Here is a 14,963-nt window from a genome sequence, read left to right on the forward strand (position 1 = left end):
CGAGGCAGCGCCAGAGCCGCCCGGCGAGGCAGCGCCAGAGCCGCCCGGCGAGGCAGCGCCAGAGCGCCCCGGCGGGGCGGCGGCGGCGCCGCACGCGAGCGTCGACGCGGTGTGGCGGTTGGAGTCCGGCCGCATCATCGCCGGGCTCACCCGGATGGTGCACGACCTCGGGCTCGCCGAGGAGCTGGCACAGGACGCGCTTGTCGCCGCGCTCGAACAGTGGCCCGAGTCGGGCGTCCCGGACAACCCGGGCGCCTGGCTCATGGCCGTCGGCAAGCGCCGCGCCATCGACCGGATCCGCCGCCTCCAGCGCCTGGAGCACAAGCTGGAGGAGATCGGCCGCGACCTGGAGACCCGGCCCGCGGTCGAGTTCGAGATCCCCGACGACGAGCACATCGAGGACGACGTGCTCCGCCTCATCTTCACCGCCTGCCACCCCGTCCTGTCCACGCAGGCCAGGGTCGCGCTGACGCTGCGCATGCTCGGCGGCCTGACCACCGAGGAGATCGCGCGGGCGTTCCTCACCTCCGAACCGACCGTCGCGCAGCGGATCGTCCGGGCGAAGCGCACGCTGTCGGACGCGGGCGTGCCGTTCGAGGTCCCCGAGGGGCCGGACCGCGCGGCCCGCCTGTCCTCCGTCCTTGAGGTCATCTACCTGATCTTCAACGAGGGCTACACGGCCACGACCGGCGCCGACTGGGTGCGCACGGACCTCTGCCAGGAGGCGCTCCGCCTCGGCCGGATCCTCGCCGAACTGGCCCCCGACGAACCCGAGGTGCACGGGCTGGTCGCGCTGATGGAGATCCAGGCGTCCCGCACCCGGGCCCGCACCGGGCCGTCCGGCGAACCCGTCCCGCTGCTGGAACAGGACCGTGGCCGCTGGGACCGCCTCCTCATCCACCGCGGCTTCGCCGCGCTCCTCCGCGCCAAGGCGATCGGCGCCCCACCAGGCCCGTACGTCCTCCAGGCCGCGATCGCCGCGTCCCACGCGCAGGCCCTGACCGCCGACGACACCGACTGGACGCAGATAGCGTCGCTGTACGAGATCCTCGCGATGACGACGCCGTCCCCGATCGTCGACCTGAACCGCGCGGTGGCGATAGGCATGGCCCACGGTCCCGAAAAGGGCCTGGAACTCGTCGACACCCTTCTGGACGAGCCGTCCCTGCGCAGCTACCACCTTCTCCCGAGCGTCCGCGGCGACCTCCTCGCCCGCCTGGGCCGCCATGACGAGGCCCGCGCCGAGTTCGAACGCGCCGCGACCCTGACCCGCAACGCCGCCGAACGCGGGGCCCTCCTGGACCGCGCCTCCAGGTGACGGTGCGAGACAGGCCCCAAATAATGTTTGCTGCTTAGTGGAAGCAGCGTCTCGCGAGGGGACAACCGTTGATCGATCACGCAGACGTCCAGACCGCCGCCGCGCGCGTGGCGGGCCATGTCCGCCGCACGCCCGTGCTCGAGGTGGACCCGGCGCCCCTCGCACCCGCCGCGCGCATGTGGCTGAAGCTCGAACTGACCCAGCACACCGGGTCGTTCAAGCCGCGCGGCGCGTTCAACCACATCCTCGCCGCCCGGGACGAGGGACGCCTGCCCGAGGCGGGGATCGTCGCGCCCTCCGGCGGCAACGCGGGTCTCGCGTTCGCGTACGCGGCGGCCCAGGTGGGCGCCCACGCCGAGGTGTACGTCCCGGAGACCGCGCCCGCCATGAAGGTCGCCCGGCTGCGCGCGCTCGGCGCAGCCGTCGTCCAGGTCGGCACCCGGTACGCCGAGGCGCAGGACGCCGCCACCAAACGCGCCGCCGACACCGGCGCCCTGTTCTGCCACGCCTACGACCTGCCCGAGGTCTGCGCGGGCCAGGGCACGCTCGGCCTGGAGATCGCGGAACAGACGGCCGGTGAGGTCGACACCGTCCTGCTCGCGGTCGGCGGCGGCGGCCTGATGGCGGGCGTCGCCACCGCTTTGGAGGGCCAGGCCCAGGTCATCGGCGTGGAACCCGAAGGCATCCCCACCTTGGAACGCGCACTCCACGCCGGACGCCCGGTCGACGTGGACGTCTCCAGCATCGCCGCCGACTCCCTGGGCGCCACCCGCCTCGGCGAAATCGCGTTCTCGGTCGCCACCCGCACCGGCGTCCGCCCCGTCCTGGTAAGCGAAGAGGCCATCATCGAGGCCCGCCAGTTCATCTGGGACGAATACCGCCTCGCCATAGAACACGGCACCGCCACCGCCGTAGCCGCCCTCCGCACCAATGCCTACACCCCCTCCCCCACCGAACGAGTAATGGTCGTCCTCTGCGGCGCCAACACGCCCCCCACCACCCTCGCCACCTGAGGCTGGGGTCAGGGGGCCAGGTGGGTGGCCAGGGTTCGGGCCTCGCGGAGGAAGTTGGCGGTGCCCTTTCGGGCGGCCAGCTCCTTGATTTCGGGGATGGGGACGGTGGCGTTTGACCAGCGGGCCGTTTTCAGGCCCAGGGCGATCAGGCGGTCGAGGCCGTGGACGGGGCGCTGGCCGGGTTCTGGGCAGAGGAGGGGGAGGGCGGCGGCGATGGTGTTCCAGATCGCGGGGTAGGCGCCCGCGTCGGCGGCGCGTTCGAGGGCGTCGATGATTCTGGCGGGTTGGATGTCGCCGGACTGGATCAGCCGGGCGAGCTGGCGTCCGAACTCGGTGGTGGGGAGGTCGCCGCGCGCGGACATGGTGAGCAGCGCGGCGTCGGCGCGGTCGTGTCTGCGCAGGACGAGTTGCCGCGCCAGGAAATGGCCGACCGCCTCGGCGAACGGGCCGTCGCCCCGGGTGAGCTGGACGAACCTGCCGACCGAGGTCCCATAGCTGAAGGAGAACCTGCCGTGCCGCGGGTGGGGCAGGACGTGCGCCGCGACGACGTCGGGGTGGGACGGCAGCAGTCGCGGCCACGACTCCTCGAACCAGCCGTGGTCGTCGTAGACGTGTTTGGGCGGAGCCGTGAACACCGCGTCGACCAGCGGGAGCCCGGTCGGGGGCGCGCTGATCACGGCCTCCGGATGGTCGTCCACCAGGGGGTGCATCGACACGTCGGGGGTGGGCAGGCCGCCGGTGGCCAACCAGCGTGCGACCGCCCGGCCGGACGGTGAGGTCAGGCGGGCCGCGCGACGGTGCGCCTCGGGAGGCAGGTCGCGGGGCAGCCGCAGCAGGGCCTGCTGGAGGTCTGCGGGCCCGGAGTCGGCGCCCGCGTCCTGGAGCAGTTCGAGGCGGTCCACGAGTGTGAGCGGGTCGAGGTGCCCGGTCGGCTCCGTGGGGGTGGCCAGGAGCAGGGGCGGCGGTGCGCCCTTCTCGACGGCGGCGTAGATCTCCGCGCATCGGTGCAGGTAGAGCAGGTGTGGGGCGGAGACGTCCCGGGGCTGAGGCAGTCGGCCGTGCCAGTCCGAACGTGCGGTGGCGGTGAGGAGACGTCCCGTCGCCACGAGCCATTCGTGGGGTCGGGTCCAGGCGACCTCAACGTGCATGCCCGGGTAGTAGCTCGATCGCATCAGTGGCGTGAGGGAGCCGCGGATGGCGTCCGGATCGTCATGGGCGAGGGTGACCAGCGCGGCCATCAGCCGTTCGGTCCCCGCCCAGTCGAGTTGCATGTCGTGGAGGGCGCCGGCCAGTTCCGCGCCGGTGGTGATCGGCGGCGGAAGCGGAGGAAGCGGCTCGCTCGGTGGACGCGCCGCGAGTGGGGGCGGGGGTTCGTCATCCGGTTCGGGGGCGGAGATCGTGCCGCCGAAGCGGGCGGCGGCCTCGGCGCCGAGGTCGGGCGGGAGCAGCGGGACGGCGTCCGTGATCGCGGCGGCGTCGATCCCGGCGGGGAGCTTGAGCGCGATCCGGACGGCGCGCCGCCGCACCCCGTACGACTCGTGCCCGAACGCGCGGGCGAGGGGAACGGCGCAGTCATCGGCGAGGCCCGGCCGCCGCTGGACGGTCTGTTCCAGCCACGACAGCCCCGACTTCACCAGCCCGGACTCGGCGCGGAACAGCACGCCGTCCAGCGCCTCCACGACCTGGTCCGACGGCAGGCCCGGGACCTCCCTGAGCAGGCCCAGCGCGAGGTCGGCGACCGGGCCCGGCGCGGCGGGGAGCAGCCGCGCGTAGTCGAGCGCGTGTGCGCGGATCTCGCGGGCGCGGGCGGCGGGGTCGTCCGGCATGAGCAGGCCGTGCAACCGGACGAAGAAGCGCAGGTCGGTCGCCGTTCCGCCGCGCAGGAACCGGCTGCGGCAACCGTTCAGAAGCATTCGCCGGTCGGCGGCGCCCCGGTCGGCGAGCGTGGCGAGGGTGCGCGGCCAGGACGAGCTGTCGTGCAGTTCCCGGCCGACGCCGTCCGCCTCGAACACGCGCGGGAGCAGGAACGGCAGCAGCGGGTCGTTCGCGCGGGGCGGGGCGGACGACACCCAGCCCACCACGAGCGGATCGTGGTCGGGCGGTTCGATGCCCGTCTCGGCGAGCAGCGCCAGCACGAGGTCGAGCCCGAGGTGCCGGGGGCCGCGCAGGCGGAGGGTGAGGCGGCGGGCGAGATCGGCCGCCCAGGCGTCGTCGCGGTCTCTCCAGAGGGCGAGCAGCAGGTCGGTGTCGTCGTGGTCGCCGACCCAGCGGGAGTTGAACTCGCGCCGGTTGAGCCAGGACGCGACCGTGGAGGCGCCGGTCAGCGTGCCCGCGCCCGCGGCGCGGAAGGCGGGCGCGTAGTCGTCGAAGTCCTCCCACGGGTCGCGCCGGGCCCGCGCCCGTTTGACGTGGCCGGGTAACGCCTTGGCCACCGCGCGTCGTCCGGCGGGATCGAGGCGGAGGACGGCGTTGGCGACCGCGTGCGCGTCGCGTCCGTCGATGAGGGCGGCGACCGTGTCCCATGCGTGGGCGGCGTCCAGGGCGATGGAGTCGGTAGCGCTCAGCATGCCCTGGACGTTAGAGCACCCCACCGACAGTTCCGGCCGGGCGACGCTCAGCCGATCACGCGGAACTCCTGGAGCGGCAGCAGGCGGACGGGAAGCCCCGCCCCGGCGGACCGGGCGTCGGGCCCGCTCCCGCACAGCGCCTCGACCACGTGGGCGCCTAGCGCGCTGTCGATCGGGTGCTGGACGGGGACGCCGTTGGCGTCGAGTTTCTGGTATTTCGTGAGGTTGAGGGCGAGGGAGATCTGCCTCGCCCCGCCCGCGGACGACAGCGACTGGGTCGCGGCCCCGAAGACGGCGCCGTCGTGACCCCAGAAGGTTCCGCAGGGCAGCTCGATCGAGTAGATGCCGAGGCCGTAGTTCATCAGCACGTTGCCGTCCGCGTCCTTCACCGGGACGGTGCGCTCCATCTCCGCCAGCGAACCTTCACTGACGAGCCGTCCGGTGAGGAGCGCGCGGTAGAAGCGGTTGAGGTCGCGCATGGTGGAGACCAGCGCGCCCGCCGTCGACGCCCAGCTCATGTTGAACGTGCTGTAGTCGCGGGGCGGTGTCACGTGCTGGTAGAGCGATTCGTACATCCGTGAGTGGGGCGCGGCGATGCGCGGGCTGGACGGGAAGTACGTGTGCTTCAACCCGGCATTGGCGATGACGTTCCGGACGATGTACTTCTCCGCCTTCGTCCCGGTCACCTTCTCCAGGAGCCGTCCGGCGATGACGTAGTTGGTGTTGGAGTAGGAGTAACGCTCACCCGGCTCTCCGGTGCGCGGCGCTTGCATCCCCCACGCGATGAGTTGCTCCGGCGGGAGTTCGCGTAGGCGATAGTCGTCCAGGCTCTTGGACGAGAAGTGCTTCAAGGACGGGAACGCCAACCCGACGTAGTCACCGATGCCGCTGGTGTGGTTGAGGAGCATCCGCACGGTGACCTGTTTGCCGTTCCGTCCGGGAAAAACGTCGGGCAGGTACTGGGCGACCGGTGCGTCGAGAACGATGCGCCCCTTCTCGACCTGCTGGAGGATCGCCGTCGCGACGAACGTCTTGGTGATACTTCCAACGCGCTGTGGCATGTCAGGTGTGACGGGGCGGCCCGTCCGAACGTCGGCGACACCGGACGCGCCCTTCCACCTGGTTCGCCCGTCCTGGACCGCGGAGTACAGCCCGTACATCCCCGCCTCCTGCGAGGCGTCGAGGGTGGCGCGCAACCTCGACGGGTCGAACGGCGCGGTCGGCGCCCGTCCCAGCACACCGGCTGACGCCGCGGGCACGGTTACCGCCTCTGCGGCGACCAACCCGGCCATGACCGTCACAACGGCTGTGACTCCCGCCGCGGCGCGCCAGACCACGCGGGAGCCAACGAGCAGTCTTCGCCGTACGAACAGCTTCGCCATCGTCCTCGTCTCCGTTCGTTCACACACCCACGAGAAGTGTGATCGGAGACGAGCGGGCTGTCATCCCACTACCGAAGGAGATCATCTCCTTCCGATGAGTGACGCCGGTTAAGGAGGGTCAGCTGAGCAGGTCAGCGAGGGTCTCGCGACGCGACGGATGGCGCAGTTTGTGCATCCCCTTGGATTCGATCTGCCGAATTCGTTCGCGCGTCACGCCGTAAACCCTGCCGACTTCTTCGAGCGTCTTCGGTTCGCCGCCCGCGAGGCCGAACCGCATCGAGATCACGCCCGCCTCGCGTTCGGTGAGCGTCTCCAACACGGCGTCGAGACGTCCGCGCAGCATCGAGGACGCGACGACATCGGCGGGATCGCCGCCGTCCGGGTCCTCGATGACGTCGCCGAGTTCACCGTCACCGTCCTCGCCAAGCGGGGTGTGCAGCGACAGCGGCTCGCGCGCCTGCCTGCGCAGCCACTCGACCTTCTCCGGAGTGACGTCGAGCTCGACGGCGAGTTCCCGCGACGTCGGCTCGCGGCCGAGGTCCTGCATCATGCGCCGCCGGACGCGCGTCATCCGGTTGAGGACCTCGACGACATGCACGGGAATGCGGATCGTCCGGCTCTGGTCGGCCAACGCCCGGCTGATCGCCTGTTTGATCCACCACACGGCGTAGGTCGAGAACTTCAGGCCGCGCCGGTACTCGAACTTCTCGACCGCGCGGATCAGCCCGAGATTGCCCTCCTGGACGAGGTCGCCCAAGGGGAGCCCATGGCCCATATAGCGCTTGGCCAGGGACACGACAAGGCGAAGGTTCGCCTCGACCATGTGCTCCTTGGCGCGGTGCCCGTCTGCGGCGATCCACTCCAGGTCGGCGTGGTCCTGAAGGCTGAGGTCGTCGCCAAGGGTCTCAAGACGTTCGCGGGCGAACAGGCCGGCCTCGATGCGTTTGGCCAGGTCGACCTCCTGCTCGGCAGTGAGCAGCGCGGTGCGGCCGATGCGGGACAGGTAGTCCTTCATCGGGTCGACGACGTTCACGGTCGTCGCACGGGGGGTCGCGCTGGGCGCGTGGCTGGCGTTCAGGGCGGTGTCCTTTGTTCGTCCGGCCGGGAGGGAACGGCTCACCCGTTCTCGGTACCCGATAGACTCGCGACCTAAACTTAGAACAAGACTAAGTTTGTGTTAAGGCTATATTTAGGTCGCGTATGGCACGATGACGTCATGGGACTCCGGGAGATGAAGAAGCAGCAGACGCGGCAGACGATCTCGCACGAGGCGACGCGCCTGTTCCTGCGGCACGGCTTCGACCGGGTGACGATCGCGGACGTCGCCGCTGCGGCGCAGGTGGCCAAGATGACGGTCACCAACTACTTCCCCCACAAAGAGGACCTCGCGCTCGACATGCACGAGGACTTCGTCTCCCGCCTCGCCCGCACGGTCGCCGACCGGACCTCCGGCGAGTCGGCGCTGATCGCCCTGCGCCGCGGTTTCCTGAACGCCGCCGAACGGCACGATCCCGTGATCGGTTTCTCCGGCCCCGGCTTCGCCCGCATGGTCGTCGATAGCCCCGCGCTGGTGGCGCGCCTCCGCGAGTTCCACGAGGAACGCGAGGACGCCCTGGCCACCGTCCTCGCCGAGCAGACCGGGGCGTCCCCGGACGATCCGCTCCCCCGCCTGGCCGCCGCGCAGTTCGGCGGCGTCCACCGCGTCCTGTTCCAGGACGCTCTGCGCCGTACGTTGAACGGCCAGACCAACGACGAGATCGCCACAGCCCTCGCCGAAACCGCGAGAACCGCCTTCAACCTCCTGACCCCAGCCCTGGCGACCTACGCCGTGTTGTAGGGCTAAGCGTCGTTGCAGGGCTGGGCATCGTTGTAGGGCTAGGCGTCGGAGGACGGAGTCGCGACCAGTAGGAGGTCACCGGCCTGAACCTGGGTGACTTCTGGGACGGCCAAGCGGGTGATGGTCCCCGTGATGGGAGCGGTGATGGCGGCCTCCATCTTCATCGCTTCGATGGTGGCGACCACGTCTCCGGCGGTGACCTCGTCGCCCTTCGCCACGCGGAGGGTCACCGAACCGTCGAAGGGCGCGGCGATGTGGCCGGGGTCAGCCGGGTCGGCTCGTTCGACCGGTGGCGCGTCCGACGCGACGGATCTGTCGCGAACGGAAAGTGTGCGGAGCTGGCCGTTCACGGTGCAGATGACCTGCCGCACGCCCGCCTCGTCGATGTCGCCTACCGCTTCCAATGCGGCCAGAACGCGCACCCCAGGTTCGAGGTCGAACGCCACTTCGTGTCCTGTGCGGAGACCGTAGAGGAACGGGCCCGTCGGCAGGACGGACAGGTCGCCGTAAGCCGCACGCGCTTCCTGGTACGTCTTCGCGGGTGCGGGGAAGAGGAGGCGGTCCAGGGTGTCGCGTACTTCAGGGCCGTTCAGTGCCTTCTCTTCGGCGCCGTCCAGTTCGGCTTGGACAGGCGTGTACTGGCGTCCTGCGAGGGCCTTGGTGCGGAACGGTTCGGGCCATCCGCCTGGCGGGTCGCCCAATTCGCCGTTCAGGAAACCGACGACGCTGTCTGGGATGTCGTAGCGTTCCGGGTTCTCTGCGAAGTCGTCTGGGTCGGCGCCCGCCGCGACCAGGTGCAGTGCCAGATCACCGACGACCTTGCTGGACGGGGTGACCTTCACGAGCCGTCCGAGGATCGCGTCGGCCGCCGCGTACAGGCGCTCGATCTCCTCGAAGCGGTCGCCGAGGCCGAGCGCCACGGCCTGCTGCCGCAGGTTGGACAGCTGCCCGCCCGGGATCTCGTGCTGGTAGACGCGGCCGGTCGGCGACGGGAGCCCCATCTCGAACGGCGCGTACAGCTTCCGGACGGCCTCCCAGTACGGCTCCATGACGGTCAGCGCGTCCAGGTCGATTCCGGTGGCGCGGTCGGTGAAGTCGGTCGCGGCGACGATCGCCTGAAGCGGCGGCTGGCTGGTGGTGCCCGAGAGGGGCGCGGCGGCCCCGTCGACGGCGTCGACACCAGCTTCGATGGCGGCGATGTAGGTGCCGATCTGTCCGCCCGCCGTGTCGTGAGTATGGAGGTGGACGGGAAGGTCGAACCGTTCACGCAGAGCCGTGACGAGAGTGCGTGCGGCGGGGGCGCGGAGTAGGCCAGCCATGTCCTTGATGCACAGGATGTGGACGCCCGCTTCGACAAGTTCCTCCGCGAGGCGCAGGTAGTAGTCGAGCGTGTAGAGCCGCTCGTCCGGGGACGACAGATCACCCGTGTAGCAGAGCGTCCCCTCAACGAGCGCGTGTGTTTGCAGGACGGCGTCGATGGCCGGACGCATGCGTTCCACGTCGTTCAGTGCGTCGAACACGCGGAAGATGTCGACACCCGTACTGGCCGCCTCCTTGACGAAGGCACGCGCCACAGAGTCGGGATACGGGGTGTATCCGACGGTGTTGCGCCCACGCAGAAGCATCTGGATGCACAGGTTCGGAGCCGCTTCACGGATCGCGGCCAGCCTGTCCCAGGGCGACTCACCGAGGAAGCGAAGCGCGACGTCGTACGTTGCGCCGCCCCACGCTTCGACGGACAGAAGCTGCGGAGTCATGCGGGCGAGGTGAGGTGCCGCCGCGAGAAGGTCGAACGTGCGTACTCGTGTGGCGAGGAGCGACTGGTGCGCGTCCCGGAACGTGGTGTCGGTGACGGCCAAGGCGTCCTGGGAGCGGAGTTGCTCGGCGAAAGCGCGCGCGCCGAGCGCCAGTAGCCGGTCGCGTGAGCCCGTTGGGAACGGGCCGCCCATGGGGAGGTGCGGCAGTTTCGTCGCCGGGTCCAGGTTGGTGGGCGCCTCACCGTGCGGCTTGTTGACCGTCACGTCCGCCAGGTATCGGACGAGCCGTGTCGCGCGGTCACCACTCGACCGGGCCGTGAGCAGTTCGGGATGGTCGGCGATGTAGGACGTCGTTACTCCGCCACCACGAAAGTCCGCCTCGTCCAGCAGTGCCTGCAAGAACGGGATGTTGGACGAGACCCCTCGGATACGGAACTCGGCCACGGCCCGCCGTGCACGACGCACCGCCTCCTCGAACGTCCGACCCCGGCAGGTGAGCTTCACCAGAAGCGAGTCGAAGTGCGGAGACACGATGGCGCCGCCGTATGCGGTGCCCGTGTCCAGGCGAACGCCCGCGCCGCCGGGTGAACGGTAGGCCGAGATCTTGCCCGTGTCGGGGCGGAACCCGTTCGCGGGGTCTTCCGTGGTGATGCGGCACTGGACGGCGAACCCGCTGACCGTGACGCGGTCCTGCGTGATGCCGAGATCGGTGAGGGTTTCGCCGCCCGCGACGCGCAACTGGCTCTGCACCAGGTCGATGCCCGTGACCTCCTCCGTCACGGTGTGCTCGACCTGGATGCGCGGGTTCATTTCGATGAAGACGTGTTCGCCTCGGTCGTCCACGAGGAACTCCACGGTTCCCGCGTTCTCGTAGCCGATCTCCTGGGCGAACCGCACCGCGTCCTCGCAGAGTCGCTGGACGACTTCGGCGTCCAGGTTCGGCGCGGGTGCGATCTCCACGACCTTCTGGTGGCGGCGCTGTACCGAGCAGTCTCGTTCGCGCAGATGGACGATGGTTCCGGAGCCGTCCGCGAGGATCTGCACCTCGATGTGGCGGGGGCGGTCCACCGCCTGCTCCAGGAACACCGTCGGGTCGCCGAACGCGCTCTGCGCCTCGCGGCGCGCGGTGTCGACGGCCGCCTCCAGGTCCTTGCGGTGGTCGACGCGGCGCAGTCCGCGCCCGCCGCCGCCCGCGGCCGCCTTCACGAACAGCGGGAACCCGACCTCGTCGGCCGCCTCCAACTCCCGTCCCCGCTCGGGCGTGACGGACCGCAGCACGGGCAGCCCCGCGCGCCTTGCCGCCGCGACTGCCTCGATCTTGTTGCCCGCGAGGCTCAGCACGGACGACGGTGGGCCCACGAACTTGATGCCGTTGCGCTCGCACGCCTCCGCCAGCTCCGGGCTCTCCGACAGGAACCCGTATCCGGGGTAGACGGCGTCGGCGCCGACCCGCAGCGCGGTCTCCACGATGCCGTCGACGTCCAGGTAGGCGCGGACGGGATGGCCGTGCTCGCCGATCTCGTACGCCTCGTCGGCCTTCTGCCGGTGCAGGGACAGCCGGTCCTCGTGCGCATAGACGGCGACACTGGCGATGCCGAGTTCGTAGGCCGCGCGGAAGGCGCGGACGGCGATCTCGCCACGGTTGGCGACGAGCAGCTTCGTGATCACGTGGGTCTCCAGGGACGGCGGCACGGGGAGCGTCGGATCCTCTGTTACGTACCCAGTTGAGCGGTCGGGACGGCCACCGACCCAACCCGAAATCATGAACAAAGCGACAGATCACACCAGACGAGAAAAATGCACGTTTGTTCTTTGCGAGGGCGGGGCCGCGCCACCCCTAGACTCGGCGGCCACGCACGCGACGGCACCGAACGCTAGGAGGGGCTCTATGGCCATGAGCGGCGGGGCGGACGTCCTCACACCCACCGCGATGGTCTTCCTCCAAGACCGGCCCATCGTCCCGTTGAACCGCGCCTTGGCCAACGCCATCGGCGAGTGCGAGAACACCAACCGCGTCCTACAGGTGGTCACGTCGCCCAGTAGCCGCATCACTCTGCCTTTACGCACGTCCAAGGCACAGTGGATCGTTCACTCCGACGGCTACTACGAGGGCCTCACCGGACGTCCGATGCTCTGGGGCGGCAGTTCCTTCACCACGGATCCGGGTGCCCGCGACTACGCCCCCGCTTACACGACGCGCACGTCCGTCCCCATCGGCAGCCAACTCGTCCTGACGTTCCAGGCCCCGCCCAGCGAACACCGTGGTACCAGGGTCGAAACCCTGATGCGTCTCCTAACGGGGCACCCACCGGCGGGCTGGGGAACCACCGAGCCTTTAGAACACAGCTGGAACGCCTCCGATCTGCCCAACCAGCGCGTCATAGCCGTGGGCGCGGGCGTCATCGCCACTGTCGAAGTCTCCGGCGGCACCGAACTGACGACGCTCACCGCTGGCTACGGCCCCGGGAAAGAGCCCCCGCTCACCGAACTGCCCTCCCTGATCGGCGAACTCGCCGACACGTCACCTGTCGCGTCCCTCGTCGCTCAACTCAACCCCGGCCCCGCCGACCTCACCACCGAACCGCGCTGGACGGGTGCCGCCGCACCCATCGGCCTCGCGGTCAATGGCACGTTCAACGGCGCCCCCGGGTTCACACGGCACCGCGTGGGTCCGCTGACCTGGTTTCCTTTGGGCGACGGCCGCTCCCCCGAATACTGGCAACGGCACCGGGAGCTTCTCGCCCACCTGCGCTCCCGCTGACCACCCGTCCGCTTGCCCGAACCTCAACGTGCCCGTTGGCGCCATCGGACAGTGACCACCATGGCCACCGCCAGGACAGCCCCGACCAGGCAGCCGAGGAGGAATCGTGAGCGGTCCTCACCTGGCGCGACCAACAGCCACACGGCGCACATCGCGATCCAGAAGGCGGAATAGCACACGATGAAGATGGCGAAGCGCCTGCTCCAGAAGATGTGCCGTGCCGGGGCCATGGGCGGGTCGTCCAGTTCCGCTTCGGGGCCGAGGCTGGCGGCCTTGGGACGCTTGAAGTACTCGAAGCAAACCCAGCTTCCGCACGGTTCCCAGCCGTCTGGTGCCAGTCGCTCGGCGGCGGCGGCACGGCGCGCGGGCAGGACGGTTTCGCGCCGGTACTCCCAACGCTGCGGGTTCTCGATATCGCGATGACTGACGAAACGCCCCAGGGAGTCGACGCGCTCGACCTCCCAGCCCTCCTCGCCGAAGCGGTTCAGCAACCGCCGCTCGTGGAAGGCGTCGGCGGTCCAGCGCCAGGTCTCGGCGGACGCCGTCTCCTCGGACGGCGTCGCGACGGACGGCTCGGGAACCGCCCCGCCCCCGGACGGGGCGAGGCGCGCGGCGAACTCCTCGGGCTCGCCGAACTCGTCGCGCGGATCGGCCCCGGACTCGGCGACGTAGGCCGCGAGGTCGTCCACGGTCCCGGCGACCTCGTCCGCCGGGACACCGCCCGCGCGCAGCCGTTCGGCCAGTTCCTCGAAGTACGGCGTCGTCATCGGCCCGCTCCCTGTCATCGACCCGCTCCTTGCGTGAGCACCGTGCGCACCGACTCGTCGAACTCCAGCCATAGGCCGCGCTGTTCGGCGAGGGTCGCCCGTCCCTGCTCGGTGAGGTGGTAGTAACGCCGCCCTGGGCCGCGCTCCGCGACACGGAACTCCGCGGACACCAACCCGGCCTCTTCCAAACGGTTGAGCACCGGATACAGGGTTCCGCCCTTGATCTGGCCGAGGCCCGCGCCCGCGAGCGTCTTGGCGATCTCGTATCCGTAGCTCTCGCCCTTCGTCAGGCTGGCGAGCACCAGCAGGTCGAGGACGCCCTTGAGCCAGCTGGCCCGGCGGTCGGCGGCCATGCCCCCTCCGATCAGATCGCTGAACGACCCGTGTCGATCAGCGATGTAGACGCTAACGCAATCTAGTAAGCTATACAACCTAGATGGCGGCGAGAACTTCCCGTCCACGTCCGGATCCGGACGGCCGCTAAACGGAACGATCACTCGGAATAGCACTCGAGATCTTGCGGTTGCAACTACTGTGCAAGATCCGGACGACCCCCGGTGGCACCCCAGTCCACGACCCCTTGGAGACGAACCGTGCCGAGCAGCATCCCCCGTACCCGCGCCCACTCCCAGCGTGACCACGTGAAGACCACATCACTGCGCGCCCTCGTCGTCGCCGCGCGCCTGGAACGCAACCACGCCCCGGAGGGGCCACCGGGCCACGTGAACGGCCGGGCGGACGAGGACGCGGATCGTCCGAGCCCCGACCCGGCCTGACCCACACCCGCCCCGACTTTGGGCGCGACCCGCGGCCCCCGTGCTCAGCACGGGGGCTTTGGCGTTTCTAGGTTGCGTCTAGGTGGCTGCGTCTAGGTGGCTGCCTCGAACAGCACGTGGACGGCAGCACGCGCGCGTTTCCTGCCAATGCTCTCGACCATCGCCGTGAGGTGTTCAGCGCCTAGGGCGGCCAGAAGTGCGTGCGCCAACGCGTCTCCGTCGTCGACGCTCTGATCGAGCAACATCGTCAGGTGCCGATGCCAGAATCCGTAGGCGCCAATGCGGTACCGCGCGCCCGGCGCAGCGGTTTCCGACATGCGAACCAGAGACAGATGGCTCAGCGCGTAGTCCAGGTAGGCATCGGCAAAGGCGTGCAGCCGTTCGGACGGTGAGACAGTCGTGTCCCCTAGCCCGGGGCCGAGAGGTGCGGGGCCAGACAGGATCGCGTCCTGCAAGTCACGCTCGCGGTCGTCCAGGAGAGCCGCGGCCAAGCCCGCTTTGTCTTTGAACCGGCGAAAGAGGGTTCCCTTGCCGACGCCCGCCGCGGTGGCGATCGCGTCCATGGACACCGACTCCACACCGTGACTGGCGAAAAGCTCGGCGGCCGCTTCGAGGACCTTGACGCGGTTGCGCGCCGCGTCCGCCCGCTCCTTGGGCGGCGGGGTCCGCATCAGTTCCAGGTCGACGCGCCTCCTACCGGCCGGACCACGGTCCATGGACGTCTCCTCCCCATTCATTCGGACTGTAGTCCAGTTATGTGCGCGGTGCCAACGCGCTAGATCAAC

Annotated in this window: 11 protein-coding genes and 1 pseudogene; 5 read left to right on the forward strand and 7 right to left on the reverse strand. The window is 69.9% G+C overall.

Features of this window, described 5'->3' with window-relative positions; all coding sequences use genetic code 11:
- Nucleotides 1-154: 154 nt before the first annotated feature.
- Together ABD808_RS34515 and ABD808_RS34520 are read left to right on the forward strand one after the other, a co-directional pair.
- Nucleotides 155-1,318, forward strand: coding sequence for an RNA polymerase sigma factor (locus ABD808_RS34515; protein ID WP_425549016.1), 1,164 nt, complete (start codon nt 155-157; stop codon nt 1,316-1,318).
- Between the two features lie 68 nt (nt 1,319-1,386).
- A complete protein-coding gene (locus tag ABD808_RS34520) occupies nt 1,387-2,331 on the forward strand; it encodes a threonine/serine dehydratase (protein WP_344906329.1) in 945 nt (314 codons plus the stop codon).
- A gap of 8 nt (nt 2,332-2,339) precedes the next feature.
- Here ABD808_RS34520 and ABD808_RS34525 read toward each other — a convergent pair whose 3' ends face one another.
- The 3 genes and pseudogenes from ABD808_RS34525 to ABD808_RS34535 all read right to left on the reverse strand — a co-directional run.
- Entirely contained in the window at nt 2,340-4,898 is a 2,559-nt protein-coding gene (locus tag ABD808_RS34525) for a DUF7824 domain-containing protein (protein WP_344906331.1), read from the reverse strand.
- A 47-nt stretch (nt 4,899-4,945) separates the two neighbouring features.
- A complete protein-coding gene (locus tag ABD808_RS34530; RefSeq protein WP_344906333.1) occupies nt 4,946-6,280 on the reverse strand; it encodes a serine hydrolase domain-containing protein in 1,335 nt (444 codons plus the stop codon).
- Between the two features lie 118 nt (nt 6,281-6,398).
- Nucleotides 6,399-7,301, reverse strand: a pseudogene (locus tag ABD808_RS34535) (RNA polymerase sigma factor); the annotation flags it as partial.
- 195 nt (nt 7,302-7,496) lie between these two features.
- Between ABD808_RS34535 and ABD808_RS34540 the strand changes: the two are divergent.
- On the forward strand, nt 7,497-8,117 hold the full coding sequence (locus ABD808_RS34540; protein WP_344906335.1) for a TetR/AcrR family transcriptional regulator: 621 nt from the start codon (nt 7,497-7,499) through the stop codon (nt 8,115-8,117).
- 38 nt (nt 8,118-8,155) lie between these two features.
- Here the strand turns inward: ABD808_RS34540 and ABD808_RS34545 are convergent, their stop codons facing one another.
- The gene (locus tag ABD808_RS34545) at nt 8,156-11,542 is read right to left on the reverse strand and encodes a pyruvate carboxylase (RefSeq protein WP_344906338.1); all 3,387 of its coding nucleotides are present in this window, start codon (nt 11,540-11,542) and stop codon (nt 8,156-8,158) included.
- A 220-nt stretch (nt 11,543-11,762) separates the two neighbouring features.
- Between ABD808_RS34545 and ABD808_RS34550 the strand changes: the two genes are divergently transcribed.
- Entirely contained in the window at nt 11,763-12,635 is an 873-nt protein-coding gene (locus ABD808_RS34550) for a DUF6177 family protein (protein WP_344906341.1), read from the forward strand.
- Nucleotides 12,636-12,658: 23 nt separating this feature from the next.
- On the opposite strand, the gene ABD808_RS34555 is transcribed toward ABD808_RS34550, so the two are convergent.
- Nucleotides 12,659-13,420 (reverse strand): hypothetical protein, encoded by a 762-nt coding sequence (locus tag ABD808_RS34555; RefSeq protein WP_344906344.1) that lies wholly within the window; start codon nt 13,418-13,420, stop codon nt 12,659-12,661.
- Nucleotides 13,417-13,755 (reverse strand): PadR family transcriptional regulator, encoded by a 339-nt coding sequence (locus ABD808_RS34560; protein WP_344906347.1) that lies wholly within the window; start codon nt 13,753-13,755, stop codon nt 13,417-13,419. The genes ABD808_RS34555 and ABD808_RS34560 overlap by 4 nt, the downstream gene beginning before the upstream one ends.
- 288 nt (nt 13,756-14,043) lie before the next feature.
- Here ABD808_RS34560 and ABD808_RS34565 point away from each other — a divergent pair, with 288 nt between their 5' ends.
- On the forward strand, nt 14,044-14,178 hold the full coding sequence (locus tag ABD808_RS34565; protein ID WP_344906350.1) for a hypothetical protein: 135 nt from the start codon (nt 14,044-14,046) through the stop codon (nt 14,176-14,178).
- A gap of 92 nt (nt 14,179-14,270) precedes the next feature.
- Here ABD808_RS34565 and ABD808_RS34570 read toward each other — a convergent pair whose 3' ends face one another.
- Entirely contained in the window at nt 14,271-14,894 is a 624-nt protein-coding gene (locus tag ABD808_RS34570) for a TetR/AcrR family transcriptional regulator (protein ID WP_344906352.1), read from the reverse strand.
- Between the last annotated feature and the right edge of the window lie 69 nt (nt 14,895-14,963).

The organism is Actinomadura meridiana, assembly GCF_039537545.1.
Classification (GTDB): domain Bacteria; phylum Actinomycetota; class Actinomycetes; order Streptosporangiales; family Streptosporangiaceae; genus Spirillospora; species Spirillospora meridiana.